Source organism: Maricaulis maris, from assembly GCF_049116555.1.
GTDB classification, from domain to species: Bacteria; Pseudomonadota; Alphaproteobacteria; order Caulobacterales; family Maricaulaceae; genus Maricaulis; species Maricaulis maris_C.
Map to the genome: position 1 here is coordinate 166,276 of NZ_JAGDYT010000001.1, position 17,255 is coordinate 183,530.

Genomic DNA, 17,255 nt, shown 5'->3' on the forward strand with positions numbered 1-17,255 from the left:
ATCCCGACGTTAGCGGGACAGGCGCAAATTGGTCAGATCACCGGCGATCATCTCGAAGGCTGAGCGCAGGGCCGCATCGGATGGGCTGTCAAAATAGAGCGTCGAATGGGAGGCGCAGTCGCGCATCAAGTCCCGCGTCCGGCTCGAGGAGACCTGGAAGGTGATGGTGTAGACCCGGATGCCGAGTGACTTGGCATAGTCACAGGCTGCTGCCGTGCGCTCATTGAGCGCGTTGCGGATCGTTGAATCCGAGGTTGAAACAACACCGAGCCGCCCGTCCCGCACATAGCCATAGCCGGAGTAGTCCGAGTAGTTGGCGTTGTTGCGGCCATTGAGATAATTTTCGCCGTCGGTCAGCACGACCATCGCCTTGATCGTGTCGTCCTCCTCGAAGGAAACGCCCTCGGTGAAGGGCATTCCGGGCGAGAGTACGCGCACGCCCCAGCTCACTCCGATCGGGATATTGGTCGTGCCGCTGGCTATCATGTCTTCGATCGCATCATCGATTGTGCGCCGGTGATCGGTCAGCGGCGTGATCGGCCGCGCCGTGCAGCCTCTTTGTGGACCGCGACTGCTCGAACTGATCCAGGCATTGGTGTATTTCGGGGTGTTGCGCATTCTTGCCCGCTCGTCATACCCACCGATCCCGTCATTGAGATAAGAGTTCGAATAGCCGGAATTGCTGGCGTAATTCGACTCGTCCGGGGCGAAGTACGGGATAAAGAGCGTGTCCGGGTCCGAGGTGTCCGGCGTTGTGTCCTCCACATCATGCGGGATGACGCGGGCCTCGACACAGCCGGTCCAGCCGCGGTTTTGGATGGTGTCGTATATCTCCCAACGATTGGCTGAGGGGTCGAAATTCTCCGAGTGCAGCGGCGAGCGTGCCTCCGGGTCGAGCCACCAGTCGCGGGCAAAGCCGGTCCCGACATTGACCGTGGCGGAGAAAGGAACGAGGCCAATCTTCAGCCGGTCGGCATCAGCGCCGTCGAACAGGATGTCGGTGAGAAGAAGGCCGGCATCGCGCAGACTGGCAATCTTCGAGCCGCCCATCGAGCCGGTATTGTCGAGCACCATGACGAGCTCGAGCGAGGAGCGGGCGCGCTGGACCTCGCTTTCCCAATGGACCGTGATGTAGTCTAGGCCGATCAGGCCGAGAATGATTGTGTCGACCCGGCTTTCCGCCCGCACGGTCACCCGGTCGTTATTGTCATCGAGCTCCACAGTGACGTTCTGGATCGCGCCGAGTTCGCGGTCGGGGTAGTTGGCATTGATGAAGTCCTCCGCGAGACCGGCGGCATCTGTCTCGCTGATCGAGGTTCGTACGCCGACGGCCAGCGCTGCGGCATCAAGGGCGCTGGAAAGACGGGTCCGCGCGTTCAGCGCCTGGTTCAGATCAACCGCGCCGCCGGCCAGCACGGTGATCGGCACCAGGAGAAGCGAAAACAGCATCGCGACATTGCCGCGCCGGTCCGCGCCCAGTCGTTGCAGCCATGTGTTCAGGAAACCGGTCATCATGCCTTGTCCGCTAAATTGGGGATTGAGCGTCTCGCGTGTGCGGACGTTTTCAAAGCGAAACCGGCGATCGCGGTAAAGGCCGGGATAATGGCAGGTTGAGCATTCGACTCAGAACCCGTCTGGGCTGTCGCCCGCAACGCGCAGCATCTCGTTTCATCGCGAGCGAAGAGTTGAAAAAATAATTGTTTTCAGGGCTTTATATGTAGAGACAGTTTTACGCAAAAACGCGAAAAGATTGCCGAAAAACACGCCCCCCGGTTTCATTTCGGTCGAAGGAATTCCTGTTCAACTACCTGTCAGGAATTCTGGATGGCTCTTCGCATCATGTTCAAACGCTGGCTCAACAATACCAAAGGCAATACCACGGTCGTGTTTGCGCTTTGCCTGCCGGTCATCATGGGGTGTGCAGGGCTGGGCGTTGAAGTTGGCTTTTGGCAATACCGCCAGCGTGAGGCCCAGACCGCCGCCGACTTGGCCGCCTATGCCGGAGCGGTCTCGTTGCGCAATAGCGAGCCGGCCGATCAGGCGCGCGATGAGGCGGCTGCCGAGGCGGCACTGCATGGGTTTGATGCGTCCGCCGGTGTGTTGGCCGCGACCACACCACCGCAGGCCGGTAATTTCCAGAACCGGCGCTCGATGGAAGTCACAATCAGCCAGACGCTGCCTCGCTTCTTCTCCTCCATGTTCGATCAGAGCCCGATGGGCGTCGCCGTGCGCGCCGTTGCGACCTATGAGGAAACCGCTGACGCTTGCCTTCTCGCGCTCAGCCATGACACGGCTGCGGCGATCGATCTGTTTGGCTCGTCCAATGTGGCGTTGATTGAGTGCGAAATCATGTCTAACTCGATCGCCGAGGATGCGGTTCTGCTCCGCGGTTCGACTGATGTCATCGCGCCCTGTATCAATTCTGTGGGCGGCTTTGCTGTCGGTGGTGGGAGCGCGGATTACGAGCTGACCGGTTGCGCGGCGCCGCGTACCGATCTGCCACGGGCCCGCGACCCCTACGCCGATGTGGCGCCGCCCGGCATGCCTTCCAGCTGCACCAATACCAATGGCGGCAATCCTCATACGACCCAGACCATCAGCGCAGGTGCGTCCGGCGTAGCGCGGTTGTGCAATGGCGTTAATCTGACGGGTGACACGGTGTTCGAGCCCGGGGTCTATATCGTTGACGGTGGGGACTTCCGCATCGGAGCCGGGGCGAGCGTGTATGGTGATGGCGTCACTTTCTATCTCACCGATGGCGCACGCACGCGCTTCAATGGCTCGGCCTATATCGAGCTGACAGCTCCGCCCAGCGGTGATTACGCCGGCCTTGTCTTCTTCGGTGACCGAACTGATTTCGGCGTCAACCACACATTCAATGGGACGGCGGATTCTCTGATCACCGGGGCCGTTTACCTGCCCGCGGGTGATATCAGTTTTCTGGGCGATTTCTCGGGCCAGGAAGGCTGCATGCAGCTGGTCGGTTATACTGTCCGGATCGGTGGGAACGCCAACATTACAACCGATTGCACAGGCGTCGGCGTGCAGTTTCCGCAAGTCCCGAGTGATGTGAGATTGGTGGAGTAGCTGATGCCGCGTTTTCGACGTCGCCCAATGTCCGTATTTGGCAGATTCTTCCGCGCGCGTCGCGGGGCCGCCGCTGTCGAGTTTGCGCTGATTGTCCCGGTGCTCGCGGCGCTCCTTCTGGGTGTCTTCGATCTCGGACAGATGACCTATGACCGGACCGACCTGCACACGGCCGTACGCTCGGGCGCCCAGTATTTCATGGCTGGTGGCGAGGATATCAACGAGGCCCGCGCCATTGTTGAGCAGTCCTGGACCAATCGGCCCGAAATCTCTCAGGTCTCGGTCGAGCGCTGCTGCAAATGTGCTGAGGTGGACGCTCCCTGTGGCCAGCTTTGCCCTGACGGGTCGGTGCCGGACATCATGCATGAACTCCAGGCTACGGCTTTCTTCACGGGCGTTTTCGGCGAATATGAAGTGTCGGTTGAGGAGACGGTCCGTGCGCGTTGATCCTGCGGCTTTCTTGCGGCGCTTTCTCCGTGAGCGCTCTGGTGCCGGCGCGCTGGAATTTGCCCTGATCGCTCCGGCGCTGATTTTCATGATCGTCGGCGTCATCCAGGTATCAATTGCGCTCTACAAGGGCTCGACGGTGCAATGGGTTGCCGAGCGCGCCGTGCGGACAGCCATGCTGGACAGCAGCGTGGACAGTGACCGCCTTCGTGAGATCATCGAGGCTGACCTGATGGAGATGGGTGAAGACTTGGAGGTGGATGTCGCTTTTCTGGTCGACGATAGCGGCGTCGTGCCGGTTGGGCGGATCACGGTCAACTACGCCTATCCGGTGGCTTTGCCGATGCTGGATACGATTCAGGCCCATTTCTCGGTTGATACCGCAGTGCCCATGCCTGCCAGCTAGGCAAATGCGTTGACGTGCGGGCAGGGCGTTGGCAGACCGGCATCATGACCCATCTTGATACTGCCATTGCCGAATTGCGTGATCTGGTCGCCTTCGACACAACCTCGCGCAACTCCAACCTGCCGCTGATCGACCATGTCGAGGCCAAGCTCCTCGCCCTGGGCGCAGTCTGTGAGCGCATTCCCAATGAGGATGGCACGAAGGCCAACCTTCATGCGCGCTTCGGCCCGGCGGTGGATGGCGGGGTGGTCCTGTCCGGTCATACCGATGTTGTGCCGGTCGACGGTCAGCCCTGGACGTCCGACCCCTGGGTGCTGACCGACAAGGGCGACGGCCTGCTCTACGGCCGCGGGACCTGCGACATGAAGGGTTTTTCTGCCTGCATTCTCGCACTGGCGCCTGACATCGCCAAAGCCGATCTCAAGCGGCCTGTTCATATCGCCCTGTCCTTCGACGAGGAGGTCGGATGTCTCGGCGCGCCGGCCCTGATCGACCGCATCATGGCAGGCCCCGTCAAACCCGCCATGGTGGTGGTGGGTGAGCCGACCGACATGAAGGTCGTCACCGCCCACAAGGGCCTGTTCTCGATGGTGGTGACAGTGCGTGGTCGCGAGGCGCACTCCTCACTGGTGAAGGACGGTGCCTGCGCCATCACCCATGCCGTTCCGCTGATGCAATACCTGGTCGAAGAAGCGAAGAAGATGGAAGTGGCTGCGCCGGACGACAGCCCCTTCAATCCGCCGCATGGTACGCTCACGATCGGGGAGATCAACGGCGGTACCGCGCTCAATATTCTCGCGCTGGATTGTGAGTTCGGCTCGTTGATGCGCCCTTGCCCCTGGGATGATCCCCACGCCATCGCTGACGGGCTGCGGGCGCGCGCCGCTGCGATCGAAGCCGGGATGAGGACGAGCGCGCCGGAAGCCTCGATACGGGTCGAGGTGCGATCCGACGTGCCCGCCTTCGCGCCGGAGATCGAGGGCGCCGCCGAGCGCCTCGCTCGTCAGCTGACCGGCGACAATTCCACTCGGGTAGTCTCCTACGGCACCGAGGCCGGCCAGTTCCAGGCAGCCGGGTTGAGTGTTGTGGTCTGCGGCCCGGGCTCAATCAGCCAGGCTCACCAGCCGGATGAGTTCGTTGCAATTGACCAATTGGCGGCCTGTTGTGACTTTCTGGAGCAGCTGGTCCGGAAGATGGCGTCCTGATATCGCGGCCGGCACAGCCGCAGGCGATCGCCGATCGAGGATCCGGGAATGAGGCAAGCCACCTCCGGTGCGCCCGGGCAGGGGGCTAAACTTGCGCGGCGCCGTTTCCGCTAGTCGGTCAGGCTTGCGGCGAGTTGTTCGGCCATCCAGGGCGCTACCGAGTATTTTCCCGTGTCGATCGACAGGTAATTGCCGGACCGAAGAACGCCCCATTTGTCCCGCTTGTGGAGGCTTGCGCCGCGTTCACTGATTTGGCCGCGACCACGGGCATAGACCCATCCACCTTCGATCCGGACCGCCTCTGCGGTCTCGAAAATCCTGTCAGCTTGTGGCAGGTGCCGCGTCAGTCCTTCGCGTATACCGTCCCGGATCTTGTCCCGGGCCTGTGGCGTCAATGCGGTGAGCGGTGGCGGCGTGAGGTCCGGGCCCTCCGCCAGCAGGCCGGCGGGATACCAGGAGGCGTAGAAGCGACCGGCGCCGTAGGATTTTACATCGCCGAATGCCCCAAAGCCCAGGACGGCAGAGGGGTGGGTTGTGGTGGCGGCCCCGTCGATGAAGGCCGAGACGCGGTAGCGGTGATGCGGTTGCGCATCGGCTTGCCCCAGGCAGGATTGATCGATGGCCGGGCGCCCGGCCCAGAGCGCATTGCACACAGTGCCGGCGATCACGGGCGCCTGGTTGGCCAGCTTGATCCGGAAGGTGTCGGTCCCGGCCGGCTCGACGGCAAGAATCTCGCTGTCGCAGCGCACCTCGATATGTGGTTCGCCAAGGATGCGGGCGCTCAGCGCATCGGCGAGCGCGCGCGTGTCGACCGAGTATTCCGGTATCTGCCACCCGCCAGACCGGGCGAGGCCCGGAGCCCAATCGGCGAGGTCAGCCGGGTCGAGACGGTTCGAGCGTGGCGGCGGAGTACCGGACTGCGGGCCGCAAGCCTCTGCCAGCAAGGCATCCACCTTGCGGAAATACCGATCGGTCTGGGCCGCGTCTACAAGGCTGTCGGGGTGGAGCAGGTAATGGTCGACGCCCGGTGTGATCCACGCGCCGATATCATGGTCCAGGCAACGTTCGATCAGGGAGCGGAATTGGAGCCCGCCGGGCAGGATGCGGCGGGCCGTGTCGAGCGATCCCGAGGCCGCATACAGATAGCCGAGATGAATCTTGCCCTCATTCCATCGACTGGCACCGTTGAGCAGGGCGTGATCGCGTTCGAGAAGAATTGAGGTGCGCCCGCGTCGGGCAAGCGACAGGGCCAGCAGGCAGCCCATGATGCCGCCACCGAGAATGGCGATCGGGGCCGACGCGGTCATGACCTCGCCGCGCTTTCGGCCAGGCGTTTTGCCTTTCGCCATTTGGCCGCCGCCCTGGACGCCCACCCGTCCGGCAAAGATGCGATCCGGGCTTCAACCGCATTGGCATTGAAGTCCGGATGGAGATGCTTGATCGCCGGCGGCGCACCGAGATTCAGGCTCTTGAAAGCCTGGTGCATCCGCTCGGTCACGTCGATCAATACGAGCGTTGCGAGGTGTTCGCGCGCCCGCTTGGGGGCGTGCGCGGTGATGGTCGCCAACAGGGATGCCGCGACTTTTGAGAGGTCCCCGACGACCGTGTCCGCACCCAGATCGACCCAGGTCTTGACCAAGCCGCTCGGCCGCATCGCATCACGGATATAGAGCTCGTCCGGCAGTTGGATGCAGGGCGCCGCGGCGATGAGTTCAAAGACATATGCCAGATGCGCCCGGAAGCCCGAAAGCGACCCCTCAGCCAAGCGAAGCCTGTTGGTCAGCAGGCGGCGATGCGTCAACGCCCGCAGAACGGCGCCGCGGTCATCGCCGATGAGAAAGCGCCGCATGCGGCCGACCGGGCGCTCGTTGAAACTCTCGCCGGTTGTGAGGCTTTCACGCCCATCGGGCAGTCTCAGGCGGACGGCACCGCAGGCGCTGCCAGCGTCCGGGTTGGCGTCGAGGACCGCCAGCAACCGCTCCACATAATCCGGCGTGATGGTGTCATCATGCGGATAGAGAAAGAAGTGCTCGCCCTCGACTGCGGCCAGTGCCGCATTGACATTGCGCGACCAGCCCACGCGATGCGGTTGCGCGATCACGCGGATGCGTGGCTCCGCTCGGGCACGGGACTCGGCAAGTTGTCGAGTGCCATCCGTGCTTCCGTCCACCGCGATGATGATTTCGCTGTCGGTGACGGTTTGGGCCAAGGCGCAATCAATGGCATTTCCGAGGACATCCTCGCCCTGCCAGGTCGGAATGCAGATCGAGACGGTGGGACGCGCGCCCATCACATCTGCGCCTCTGGGGCCTCGGACAGATAGTCTTCCGGGTCGTAGGGATTGCTGGCGAAAACCAGCAATTGAGTACCCGGTTCCAAATACCGCTGCCAGGCAATGACGTTGGGGCGCAGGTGAAAACCCGGACCGCCCGCGTGCAATTCTGAGCGGGTTTCCCCGTCCGGTCCGAGCACGCGAATAGCGACGCGCCCCCGGGTGACTTGCAACCATTGATGACCGGTACGGTGCCCGTGCCCGCCGCGTTCGCTGCCGACCGGGACCGAATCCACCAGAAAGACCCGGGCGGCGATGAAGGGAAGCTGGCCCAGGTCAAATGCCTGCAATCGGCCATTGGCCTCGCTGATGCGTGTCGCTTCCATCGCAGGTTCCAGACCTCCTGCATCGACTACTCGGCTGCAGTTCCAGTCGGCTTGGCGCTGGCCGCATCTTCCCGTCCCTTGCCCCAATAGGAGATGCACGGGATTTTCGAGTGATCGCAGCGGTCCGCGTATTTGCGGGCGATGTCGGTGACTTCTTCCATCAGGCCATCGGCCAGCGTGGTCGGTTTGAGACCGAGCTGGAGGAAGGTGTCGTTCTCGACATGCAGATCGTTTTCGTCCGCCTCATTGCGCGGATTGGGGACCAGCTGCATCTCTGCACCGGCCAGATCGCAAATCATCTTGGCCAGATCGCGGACCCGGTGGGTCTCGGTCATCTGGTTGAGGATGTGGACCTTGTCGCCAGCCTTGGGCGGGTTCTCGACCGCCAGCTGGATGCAGCGCACGGTGTCCTGGATGTGGATGAAGGCGCGCGTCTGACCGCCTGTGCCATGCACGGTCATCGGATAGTTCACGGCGGCTTGCATCAGGAAGCGGTTGAGCACGGTGCCGTAATCGCCGTCATAGTCGAAACGGTTGATCAGGCGTTCATCGCGCTTTGTTTCCTCCGTCTGCGTACCCCAGACGATGCCCTGGTGAAGGTCGGTGATCTTCACCTTGTCGTTCTTGTTGTAGAAATGGAAGAAGAGCTGATCCTGGGTCTTGGTCATGTGATAGATCGAGCCCGGATTGGCCGGATAGAGGATTTCCTGATCCTTCAGGCCCTCATCCGTTTCGATCTTCACCTTGAGATAGCCCTCGGGAATTTTCATGCCCGCGGTGCCGTAGCCATAAACGCCCATCGTGCCGAGATGGACGAGGTGGATGTCACGCTCGCTCTCGACGATGGCGGCGAGCACGTCATTCGTGGCGTTGAGATTATTGTCGACCGTATAGCGCTTGTGGCGGGCCGATTTCATCGAGTAGGGCGCCGCGCGCTGTTCAGCGAAATGGACGATCGTGTCGGGTTGCTCGGCCTCGATGAGATCGACCAGTTCCTGATAGTCCTTGCCGATATTCATGTTCACGAAGGCGATGTCGCGACCCGACACCTCTTTCCACGCAGCCAGGCGCTCCGACATGGGCCGGATCGGAGTCAGACTCTCGACCTCCAGCTCGATATCGATCTTGCGGCGCGAAAGATTGTCGACGATGACGACGTCATGGCCGAGATTGGAGAGGTGAAGCGCGGTCGGCCATCCACAGAAGCCGTCTCCGCCCAGAACGATTACTTTCATGCGACGTCTGCCCTCGACGTTAGATCCCTAGACTTTTTGTTCTCGCAGTGGCGCGCGGGCATGGCAAGAGGTCGCCTGCGTTGGGGACTGTTGCACCCAAATGCAGCCGGGACCGGCAATGAGGCCCTCAGGCGCGGAGCGGCATGGTGCAACCGGTAACGGTATCATTGAGGATTGGTGCGAAAAGACCGCTTTCTCGGCATCAAAATTGCGAGGCATTGCGCAAATTGGGGTTAAACGACTGCAGCGCCCTGAATTGGGAAAAATTCCGTCTCCGACGGATTCCCGCACAGCATTGGTGGACTAGCACCTCAAAGGTCGCTAAATCCGCGCCAACTTCCTCCGGACGTCCCCCGGTCCGGTGTTCTGACATGGAGAGATGAGTATGGCCCTTCGGGTTGCGATTACCGGTTTTGGTCGTATCGGCCGTCTGGCGTTGCGCGCGGTTCTTGAGAGCAAGCGCTGGGACGAAGTCGAGATCGTTGCGATCAATGACAGCTCCACCCCCGAAACCAATGCCCACCTCCTGACCTATGACAGTGTGCACGGTCGCTATCCCGGCGAGATCAAGGTCGGTGATGACTGGATCGATGCCGGCTTCGGCAAGATCCAGAAGGTCTCCAATCGCAATCCGGCGCAATTGCCCTGGGGCGATATGGGTGTCGACATTGTCATGGAATGCACCGGAGCCTTCAACTCGAAAGAGGCCTCGATGGCCCATATCGAGGCGGGCGCCAAACGCGTGCTGTGCTCCGCGCCGGCCAAGAATGCCGACAAGACCATCGTCTATGGCGTCAATCATGACCAGCTGACCGCCGACGACATCATCGTCTCCAACGCTTCGTGCACGACCAATGGCCTGGCCCCGGTCGCCAAGGTGCTCAATGACGCGGTCGGCATCGAGCGTGGTCACATGACCACCATCCACGCCTACACGGGCGACCAGCCGACGCTGGACCGCAATCACAAGGATCTGCACCGCGCCCGCGCCGCTGCCATGTCGATGGTTCCGACCTCGACCGGCGCTGCCAAGGCTGTCGGTCTGGTCCTGCCGGAACTGGTCGGCAAGCTCGACGGCGCCGCCGTGCGCGTGCCGACACCGAATGTGTCGCTGATCGACCTGGTCTTCACGCCGGGCCGCGCCACCACGGCGGAAGAGCTGGCCGCCGCCGTCCGCGCCGCCGCCGACGGTCCGATGAAGGGCGTTCTGGGCTATGACACCCTGCCGCTGGTCTCGATCGACTATAACCATGACAGCCGGTCCTCGATCGTGGCGCTGGACAAGATCAAGGTCATCGACGAGCGCCTGGCCCGGGTCATGACCTGGTATGACAATGAGTGGGGCTTTGCCTGCCGCATGGTCGATACGACCGTGGCCATGGGCAAATTCCTGTAGTTCCAGCGTTGAAAGGCTTCGCCATGACCGAGATCCGCCGCATTCAGGATGCCGACGTCGCTGGCAAGCGTGTGCTTGTCCGTGTCGATTTCAACGTGCCGATGAAGGACGGGCAGGTTACAGACGCAACGCGTCTGGAATCTGCCCTGCCAACCATCGACCATCTCGTCGAGCGCGGTGCGAAGGTAATCCTGATGGCCCATTTCGGCCGCCCCAAGGGGCAGCGCGTCGCCGAGATGTCGCTGGAGCCGGTCTGCCAGCCCCTGGCGGACCTGATGGGCGCCGAGCTCAGCTTTGTGGATGATGTCGCGGGTGACGACGCCGCCGCTGCCGTGGCCGGCCTGGCCGATGGCGATGTCCTGCTGTTGCAGAATACGCGCTATGAGCCGGGCGAAGAGAAGAATGAGGCCGGCTTTGCCAAGGCCCTCGCAGCGCTCGGTGACATCTATGTGAATGATGCCTTCTCCGCCGCGCACCGCGCCCATGCCTCGACTGAAGGCGTAACCCGTCATTTGCCCGCCTATGCCGGTCTGGCCCTGCAGCGCGAGATCGACCATCTGGTTGCGGCCCTGGAAAGCCCGGAGCGTCCGGTGATCGCCCTCGTCGGCGGGGCCAAGGTTTCAACCAAGATTGATCTCCTGCAGAACCTGGTGAAGAAGGTCGACACGCTTTTCGTCGGCGGCGGCATGGCCAATACGCTCCTTTACGCCCACGGCATCCAGGTCGGCGCCAGCCTGTGCGAGAAGGACCTCGTGGACACCGCGCGAGCCATTCTGGCCGCCGCCGAGGAAAGTGGTTGCAAGCTCATGCTGCCGAGCGATGTCGTGCTGGCGAAGGAATTCAAGCCCAATCCGGAGACCCGTCTGGCCGCCGCGACCGATGTCGCCGAGACTGAAATGATCCTCGATTGCGGACCGGCCACCGTGGTCGCGCTGGGTCAGGCGATCGACAAGGCGAAAACCTTGATCTGGAATGGCCCACTCGGCGCCTTTGAAACGCCTCCCTTTGACACGGCTACCGTTGAGGCCGCCCGCCACGCGGCGCGCGCAGCAGCCCAGGGCGACCTGATCGCGGTTGCCGGTGGCGGTGATACGGTCGCGGCGCTTAACCAGGCCGGTGTCGCCGACGATTTCACCTTTATCTCGACGGCCGGCGGTGCTTTCCTGGAGTGGATGGAAGGCAAGACGCTTCCGGGCGTCGCGGCGGTCATGGGTGATGCCGAACTGGTGGCCTGACCTGGCGCCATGCCGGACCGGGATGACAGTCCCTGAGCTTCATGGTATCGCTAACATGGAATGTCGGAAATGCGCGAAAATCCGCGTACGCCCGGTGGGAAATCGCTTCGCCCCGGGGTAAAAGGGCGATAATCGGAACGGGCAGGCGGGCGCCTGCCGCAACATGCATGAACAGCTGGGGGTATCCTGATGGATCTCGATCAACTCAACGAAATCGCCTGCGCCATGGTGGCTCCGGGCAAGGGTCTTCTGGCGGCTGACGAGTCGACTGGCACGATCGGCAAGCGCTTTGCCTCGATCGGCCTGGACAATACGCCGGATAATCGCCGTGACTGGCGTGACATGCTCTTCCGCACCGAACCGGCCATGAGCAAGCACATCTCCGGCGTCATCCTCTATGATGAGACCATCCGCCAGAGCGCCAAGGATGGCACCGCACTGACCAAGCTGATCACCGATGCCGGCTCCATCCCGGGCATCAAGGTCGATATGGGCGCCAAGCCGCTTGCCGGTGCGGAAGGTGAGACAATCACCGAGGGACTCGACGGCCTGCGTGACCGCCTTGCAGATTATTACGATCTGGGCGCCCGCTTTGCCAAATGGCGTGCCGTGGTCAATATCGGTGACAACGGCGATGAAAGCGTGCCGAGCCAGTACTGCATCAATACCAATATGCACGCCCTGGCCCGCTATGCGGCCCTGTGCCAGGAGGCCAATATCGTTCCGATCGTCGAGCCGGAAGTCATCATGGATGGCGATCATTCAATTGAGCGCTGCTATGAAGTCACCGAATTCGCGCTCAAGACTCTCTACCGCGAGCTGTTTGACCAGGGTGTCATGCTGGAAGGGACGATCCTGAAGCCGAATATGGTTATCTCCGGCACCAAGAATGCCGATCGCGCCTCGGCCGAGGAAGTGGCGGACATGACTGTCCAGTGCCTGGCCAATTGCGTGCCGGCCGCCGTGCCGGGCATTGCCTTCCTGTCTGGCGGTCAGACCGATGAGGAAGCCACCGAGCACCTCTCGATCATGAATGAGGCCTATGACCTGCCCTGGCCGCTGACCTTCTCCTATGGCCGTGCCCTGCAGGCCGCCCCGCTTCAGGCCTGGGCCGGCAATGCGTCGAACTACGAAGCCGCCCAAGCCGCCTTCAACCACCGCGCCCGGATGAACGGCCTCGCCTCGCTGGGCGAGTACACGCCGGAAATGGAAAAAGAGACGGCCTAGGACTGAACTGGCCATCTCGCTCTCAATGAAGCCCCGCACAGCTCAGCGCTGTCCGGGGCTTTTCATGTCTGCTTGGACAGGATGGGTCAGTTTGCCGTCAGCGTCAGGCTGACCGGGATCAGTGCCGAGCGGGCGCGATCGACCTGGGGGCCGACCCAGATCGTGTAGGCACCGGACAGGGCTGAAGGGAGGTCGACGAAGTCAGCGGCCTCCAGTTCGTCATTGCACACGAAATCGCCGTTGGGTGTCCGGACCATCAAGGTCAGGTCATCGGAGCCGTTGGCACGAACCATCAGGCCTGACCCATTCCCGTCGAACTCCAGGTTCAGCGCCGGTGTTTCGCTCGAGACCGCGCCGCATCGGTTGTCCCAGGCAGGCGGACGTACCGCGCCATTGGCGTGGGCTCTGACGTCAAGTTCTGAGGGCTGGAAACCGGAGGTCAGCCGGAGGGTGGCGTAGGTTGGAAGGTATCGTGGCATCTCGGCATTGCTATCAATGTTGAGGATGCCCAGCTCGACCGGCTCGGAATCCCCGCCTCCCCAGAATGACGATACCCGTCCGACCCAGATGTTGTACTCACCTTCTTGTGGAGATGAGAGGCTGAGAATTGGGTCCAGCCCGCCCATGGCGTCGTCATTGCACAGCCAATCGCCTGACGGTGTCTGGATGACCAGCGAGGTGTCGGTATTCGACATGGCGAATACCCGCAGCATATCGCCGCCTGAACCATAGTGCAGTCGCAGGCTTGGGGCGTCGGCGATTTCGCCTGCGCAATCGCGGCCGAGATCATCGGCCTCGATATCGCCGCCGGCCGAGATCGACATGTCGAATCGCTGGGGGCCTTGTGAGGGGTCGAGCCTTAGCGTGCCGGAGACGGGTTCACGCGCGGCGGTCTGCCCTTCGGCCAAGCCTGCCGTCGCTACACCGGCCATCACGGCAAGTGATGTGGCTAATAGTGTCTTTGATAACATGAAATTCCCCCTGGTTGGCTGACGGTCGCGCGATCCGGTGCCGGTGATGCGTTCGACCCATCATCCGTGCGCAGGCTAGCATCATAGCTTTCGGAAACCCAATGCCCTCAACGAGGTGGTGCGTCCCGCGTCGGACCGAGCGCCGCTGATCCGGGATCGGCAGCGACGCGGGTCAATACAAAAAAACGGGGCCCGCCGGGCCCCGTTTTCGCTCTCTGCGTCACTCAAGCGGGATCAGAACTCGGTGAAATAGACGACCGCGTTGGCTGTGCCGCCACCGTACACACCGACCCAGATGTCGTACTGACCAGAGCCAGACAAGCGGATGGCAGGGTCGAGGCCGTTCACATCGTCAGCGCAATACCAGCTGCCGTCTGGCGCGTTGATAACGAGGGTTGTGTCCGACCCGGATTCAGCCCCGATGGTGACTGCGCCGCCAGACCAGTAAAGCCGGACATCCGGGGCATTGGAAATGGACCCGGCACATCCGACATTGCTGGCGTTGACACTGCCGCCGGCGACGATCGAAACGCCGTACGGATCTGGTGCGAAACCGGCACTCAGCGACACTTCGCCGAAGTTCGGGCTGAGGCTGTAGTCCTGGGCCGTGGCAAGGCCGGCGAAAGCGGCTGCTGCGACGATGGCTGTAGCCGCGGATTTCATGAACATGGTGCTTCTCTTGAAAATGGAAAACCGACCCCGCAGCCTTGAAGAAGGCAGCGGGGTCGATCCGGGTAGAAAAAAGGCCTGGTGAAAATCCGGGGCGTCCCGCCAGTCGAGCGCTGACGCCCGGTTTCAATGACCGATTGGCTTAGCCGCCGAGCTCGGAGATGTGGAGCGTCGAGGAAGCGAGGTCGGAATTGGTGCCGTAGGTGCCAATCCAGATGTCGTACTGACCGGACTGCGGGCTGCCCCACGCCACGGACGGGTTCAGGCCGTGCGTGTCATCATTGCAGTACCAGGAGCCGTCCGGCCCGTTGATCACGAGCGTGGTGTCGGCATTGGAGTAAGCGCTGATGTAAAGCGGAAGCGATCCGGCGTTGAAGTTCAGGCGGAAGTCCGGAGCGTTGGCGATCATGCCGGCGCAGGACGGCGACAGGTTGGACGCCTGGATGGTGCCACCGGCTGTGATCGAGGTGGTATAAGGGTCCGGCTGGAAACCCGAATTCAGGTTTACGGTGCCGAAGGTCGGCTGCAGCGACCAGTCCTGGGCTGCGGCGACGCCGGCGAAGGAAGCGGCGGCGATGCCGGCGGCGAGAATGGTTTTGATGGACATGAGAATTCCCCTTTGAACAGACTGTCAGGCAACACACTTGCCCGAGTTCAGCGACACACTTGTATAAACTCGATGAAAGGAAGATGAATGACCCAATTGGGTGATGTTCATCTAGATTTTTCGCTGCGCCATTGTCCTTGCCGGACAGGGCTGCCAAAAGACGCCGCATGAGCCAGCTTTACCTGATTTCCCCGCCGCGCATTGATGAGCACTTCCTCGCCAAACTTGAAGTGGCCCTGGATGCGGGACCGGTCTCCGCATTGCAGATCCGCCTGAAGGATCATGACGAGGCGGCGATACGCCGTCTTGCGCCGCCGCTCATCAAGGCCGCGCAGGAGCGTGGTGTCGCGGTGATCCTCAATGACAGTCCGGAGCTGGCCGACGCGCTCGGGTGCGACGGGGTTCATATCGGTCAGTCCGATGGCCGGGTGAAGGATGCCAGAGCGATCATGGGCAAGGGCCGAACGGTCGGGGTGACCTGCCATGACAGCCGTCACTTCGCCATGGTCGCCGGGGAAGCCGGAGCGGATTATGTCGCCTTTGGCGCCTTCTTTCCGACCCCGACCAAGGTGACTGAACATGTGGCGACACCGGACATTCTGGCCTGGTGGGTGGAGATTTTTGAGTTGCCCTGCGTCGCCATCGGCGGGATCACGGCCGAGAATGCGGCGCCACTCGTCGAGGCCGGTGCCGACTTCCTGGCAGTTTCGTCCGCTGTCTGGTCTCACCCGGATGGGCCCGCCGCGGGAGTGAAAGCCTTTGGAAGCCTGACTGGCGGGAGTTGACGCCGGCAAGGCCCGCCACGGCCCGGTCCGGCAGATTACATTTCACCCAGCTGAGGCGCCCCGGCCTTGACGATGCCGCATTCCCGGCGTTCTAGAAGGGTATGGTTCTGCGTTATATACTCCCCGTCATCATCGTGCTGGCCGTCCTTGGTCCGGCTCTGCCCTCTGCCGAAGCGCTCACTCTCCAGGACGCGCCGCCGCTCGAGGATGATGTGACCCCCGATATTGTCGCACCCACCTTCCCCCAGGAGCTGATCCTGCTGCCGGAAGATGTGCAGAATGCGGCCCAGGCCGGGATGGGTGCTGAGTCAGCTGAACTCCCATCCGGACTGGGAGGTGCCGATGCTGCCTGGTATCGCGCCCAGGTCGCCTATGTGGGTGAAGACTGGGCATCTGCCCGCAATTATGCCGAGACCGCCGCAGCAGGTGGCATTATCGATGCGGCCCTGCTGGCCGGCATCATGGCGCGCAATGGCGAAGGCGGGCCGGTCGATCTGTCGACCGCAGCACGCTGGTTCACCCGGGCCGCCGACCGCGATGATCCGGTGGCTCTTTACAATCTCGGCCTGCTTGCTGCGCTGGGCGACGCCTCGCTGGAGCTTGGGCGACCCGAGCCCTGGTTCGAACGCGCCGCCCGTGCCGGACATATCCCGGCCATGGTTGCTCATGCGATTGCGCTGCGCGACTCGCCGGTCCCCCAGGATGCCATCGCGGCGCGCGAATGGGCGGGGCGTGCAGCCCAGCAAGGCTCCGCCGAGGGCATGTACCAGCTGGCTCAATTGCTGGATTCCGGGCAGGGCGGGGCGCGTGATGCAGCCGGTGCCCGCGTCTGGTATGAGCGCGCGGCCAATCAGAATCTGGCTGAGGCCGCATTCCAGGTTGGCCTGATGTCGGCCGATGGCGAAGGCGGCGAACAGGATGACGCCACCGCCCGCGATTGGCTGCGCATCGCTGCGGAGAGTGGTTATGCGCCAGCCCAGGGTCAGTACGGGCTGATGATGTATCAGGGTCGTGGTGGCGAGACCGATATCGAACTTGCCGCCTATTGGTTCTCGCGCGGTGCACGCGGTGGCGATGCCGAGAGCCAGTTCCTCTATGCCTACGCACTTTACCGCGGCGAAGGCGTGACCCAGGACTTCGAGCTTGGCTATCGCTGGGTCCTTCTCGCTTCGGTCGACTATCTGGGTGCGCCCGTCCATGACAGTCAGCGCGATCGGCTCGAAGCCGCTTTGGAAGGCGCGTTGCCGCCGGATGTCCGCCAGCGGATCCGGGCCGAGTTCGAGGCGTTGCGCTGAGCCGAAAGTGCCGCGCCGCTTGCCGTTCCCGG

At 62.5% G+C, this 17,255-nt stretch carries 17 protein-coding genes; 9 read left to right on the plus strand and 8 right to left on the minus strand.

The window, feature by feature from the left end:
• Positions 1–9 precede the first annotated feature (9 nt).
• Entirely contained in the window at positions 10–1,515 is a 1,506-nt protein-coding gene (locus tag JXQ94_RS00610; protein WP_421921897.1) for a pilus assembly protein TadG-related protein, read from the minus strand.
• Positions 1,516–1,824: 309 nt separating this feature from the next.
• Here JXQ94_RS00610 and JXQ94_RS00615 point away from each other — a divergent pair, with 309 nt between their 5' ends.
• Genes JXQ94_RS00615 through argE form a run of 4 tightly spaced genes read left to right on the plus strand, consistent with a single transcriptional unit; the run spans position 1,825 to position 5,145 of the window.
• Entirely contained in the window at positions 1,825–3,087 is a 1,263-nt protein-coding gene (locus JXQ94_RS00615) for a pilus assembly protein TadG-related protein (RefSeq protein ID WP_421921898.1), read from the plus strand.
• 27 nt (positions 3,088–3,114) lie between these two features.
• Entirely contained in the window at positions 3,115–3,534 is a 420-nt protein-coding gene (locus tag JXQ94_RS00620) for a TadE/TadG family type IV pilus assembly protein (RefSeq protein ID WP_421921899.1), read from the plus strand.
• Positions 3,524–3,940: a TadE/TadG family type IV pilus assembly protein gene (locus JXQ94_RS00625; RefSeq protein ID WP_421921900.1), complete on the plus strand. Its 417-nt coding sequence runs from the start codon at positions 3,524–3,526 to the stop codon at positions 3,938–3,940. The genes JXQ94_RS00620 and JXQ94_RS00625 overlap by 11 nt, the downstream gene beginning before the upstream one ends.
• A 44-nt stretch (positions 3,941–3,984) precedes the next feature.
• Entirely contained in the window at positions 3,985–5,145 is a 1,161-nt protein-coding gene (gene argE / locus JXQ94_RS00630) for an acetylornithine deacetylase (RefSeq protein ID WP_421921901.1), read from the plus strand.
• 110 nt (positions 5,146–5,255) lie between these two features.
• On the opposite strand, the gene JXQ94_RS00635 is transcribed toward argE, so the two are convergent.
• The 4 genes from JXQ94_RS00635 to JXQ94_RS00650 are packed head-to-tail and all read right to left on the minus strand — an operon-like array spanning position 5,256 to position 9,038.
• Entirely contained in the window at positions 5,256–6,494 is a 1,239-nt protein-coding gene (locus tag JXQ94_RS00635; protein WP_421921902.1) for an FAD-dependent oxidoreductase, read from the minus strand.
• Positions 6,449–7,435 carry a glycosyltransferase family 2 protein gene (locus JXQ94_RS00640; RefSeq protein WP_421921903.1) on the minus strand — a complete coding sequence of 329 codons (987 nt, stop codon included), beginning with the start codon at positions 7,433–7,435 and terminating at the stop codon, positions 6,449–6,451. The genes JXQ94_RS00635 and JXQ94_RS00640 overlap by 46 nt, the downstream gene beginning before the upstream one ends.
• On the minus strand, positions 7,435–7,803 hold the full coding sequence (locus JXQ94_RS00645; protein WP_421921904.1) for a WxcM-like domain-containing protein: 369 nt from the start codon (positions 7,801–7,803) through the stop codon (positions 7,435–7,437). The genes JXQ94_RS00640 and JXQ94_RS00645 overlap by 1 nt, the downstream gene beginning before the upstream one ends.
• Before the next feature lie 26 nt (positions 7,804–7,829).
• Entirely contained in the window at positions 7,830–9,038 is a 1,209-nt protein-coding gene (locus JXQ94_RS00650; protein WP_421921905.1) for an NAD-dependent epimerase/dehydratase family protein, read from the minus strand.
• A 385-nt stretch (positions 9,039–9,423) separates the two neighbouring features.
• Here JXQ94_RS00650 and gap point away from each other — a divergent pair, with 385 nt between their 5' ends.
• The 3 genes from gap (at position 9,424) to JXQ94_RS00665 (ending at position 12,896) form a co-directional block, all read left to right on the plus strand.
• Positions 9,424–10,434 carry a type I glyceraldehyde-3-phosphate dehydrogenase gene (gap, locus tag JXQ94_RS00655; RefSeq protein WP_421921906.1) on the plus strand — a complete coding sequence of 337 codons (1,011 nt, stop codon included), beginning with the start codon at positions 9,424–9,426 and terminating at the stop codon, positions 10,432–10,434.
• 23 nt (positions 10,435–10,457) lie between these two features.
• Positions 10,458–11,669 carry a phosphoglycerate kinase gene (locus JXQ94_RS00660; protein ID WP_421921907.1) on the plus strand — a complete coding sequence of 404 codons (1,212 nt, stop codon included), beginning with the start codon at positions 10,458–10,460 and terminating at the stop codon, positions 11,667–11,669.
• A 189-nt stretch (positions 11,670–11,858) separates the two neighbouring features.
• Entirely contained in the window at positions 11,859–12,896 is a 1,038-nt protein-coding gene (locus tag JXQ94_RS00665; RefSeq protein WP_421921908.1) for a class I fructose-bisphosphate aldolase, read from the plus strand.
• A gap of 86 nt (positions 12,897–12,982) precedes the next feature.
• Here JXQ94_RS00665 and JXQ94_RS00670 read toward each other — a convergent pair whose 3' ends face one another.
• The 3 genes from JXQ94_RS00670 to JXQ94_RS00680 all read right to left on the minus strand — a co-directional run bounded on the left by JXQ94_RS00670 (position 12,983) and on the right by JXQ94_RS00680 (position 15,143).
• Positions 12,983–13,867, minus strand: a complete 885-nt coding sequence (locus JXQ94_RS00670; RefSeq protein ID WP_421921909.1) for a hypothetical protein — start codon at positions 13,865–13,867, stop codon at positions 12,983–12,985.
• A 234-nt stretch (positions 13,868–14,101) separates the two neighbouring features.
• Complete coding sequence (locus JXQ94_RS00675) at positions 14,102–14,536, minus strand: peptidase S1 (RefSeq protein ID WP_421921910.1); 435 nt, start codon at positions 14,534–14,536, stop codon at positions 14,102–14,104.
• Between the two features lie 142 nt (positions 14,537–14,678).
• Positions 14,679–15,143, minus strand: a complete 465-nt coding sequence (locus JXQ94_RS00680) for a peptidase S1 (RefSeq protein ID WP_421921911.1) — start codon at positions 15,141–15,143, stop codon at positions 14,679–14,681.
• 167 nt (positions 15,144–15,310) lie between these two features.
• Here JXQ94_RS00680 and thiE point away from each other — a divergent pair, with 167 nt between their 5' ends.
• Entirely contained in the window at positions 15,311–15,928 is a 618-nt protein-coding gene (thiE, locus tag JXQ94_RS00685; protein WP_421921912.1) for a thiamine phosphate synthase, read from the plus strand.
• Between the two features lie 101 nt (positions 15,929–16,029).
• Positions 16,030–17,223 carry a tetratricopeptide repeat protein gene (locus JXQ94_RS00690; protein ID WP_421921913.1) on the plus strand — a complete coding sequence of 398 codons (1,194 nt, stop codon included), beginning with the start codon at positions 16,030–16,032 and terminating at the stop codon, positions 17,221–17,223.
• The last annotated feature ends 32 nt before the right edge of the window (positions 17,224–17,255 follow it).

What these genes read in the sequence shown, in the direction of transcription:
- thiE (WP_421921912.1), top strand. Translation starts at nt 15,311, where the DNA reads ATGAGCCAGCTTTACCTGATTTCCCCGCCGCGCATTGATGAGCACTTC.
- JXQ94_RS00640 (WP_421921903.1), bottom strand. Translation starts at nt 7,435, where the DNA reads ATGGGCGCGCGTCCCACCGTCTCGATCTGCATTCCGACCTGGCAGGGC.
- JXQ94_RS00615 (WP_421921898.1), top strand. Translation starts at nt 1,825, where the DNA reads ATGGCTCTTCGCATCATGTTCAAACGCTGGCTCAACAATACCAAAGGC.
- JXQ94_RS00690 (WP_421921913.1), top strand. Translation starts at nt 16,030, where the DNA reads ATGGTTCTGCGTTATATACTCCCCGTCATCATCGTGCTGGCCGTCCTT.
- gap (WP_421921906.1), top strand. Translation starts at nt 9,424, where the DNA reads ATGGCCCTTCGGGTTGCGATTACCGGTTTTGGTCGTATCGGCCGTCTG.
- JXQ94_RS00650 (WP_421921905.1), bottom strand. Translation starts at nt 9,038, where the DNA reads ATGAAAGTAATCGTTCTGGGCGGAGACGGCTTCTGTGGATGGCCGACC.
- JXQ94_RS00635 (WP_421921902.1), bottom strand. Translation starts at nt 6,494, where the DNA reads ATGGCGAAAGGCAAAACGCCTGGCCGAAAGCGCGGCGAGGTCATGACC.
- JXQ94_RS00660 (WP_421921907.1), top strand. Translation starts at nt 10,458, where the DNA reads ATGACCGAGATCCGCCGCATTCAGGATGCCGACGTCGCTGGCAAGCGT.
- JXQ94_RS00680 (WP_421921911.1), bottom strand. Translation starts at nt 15,143, where the DNA reads ATGTCCATCAAAACCATTCTCGCCGCCGGCATCGCCGCCGCTTCCTTC.
- JXQ94_RS00610 (WP_421921897.1), bottom strand. Translation starts at nt 1,515, where the DNA reads ATGATGACCGGTTTCCTGAACACATGGCTGCAACGACTGGGCGCGGAC.
- JXQ94_RS00665 (WP_421921908.1), top strand. Translation starts at nt 11,859, where the DNA reads ATGGATCTCGATCAACTCAACGAAATCGCCTGCGCCATGGTGGCTCCG.
- JXQ94_RS00645 (WP_421921904.1), bottom strand. Translation starts at nt 7,803, where the DNA reads ATGGAAGCGACACGCATCAGCGAGGCCAATGGCCGATTGCAGGCATTT.
- JXQ94_RS00620 (WP_421921899.1), top strand. Translation starts at nt 3,115, where the DNA reads ATGTCCGTATTTGGCAGATTCTTCCGCGCGCGTCGCGGGGCCGCCGCT.
- JXQ94_RS00670 (WP_421921909.1), bottom strand. Translation starts at nt 13,867, where the DNA reads ATGTTATCAAAGACACTATTAGCCACATCACTTGCCGTGATGGCCGGT.
- argE (WP_421921901.1), top strand. Translation starts at nt 3,985, where the DNA reads ATGACCCATCTTGATACTGCCATTGCCGAATTGCGTGATCTGGTCGCC.
- JXQ94_RS00675 (WP_421921910.1), bottom strand. Translation starts at nt 14,536, where the DNA reads ATGTTCATGAAATCCGCGGCTACAGCCATCGTCGCAGCAGCCGCTTTC.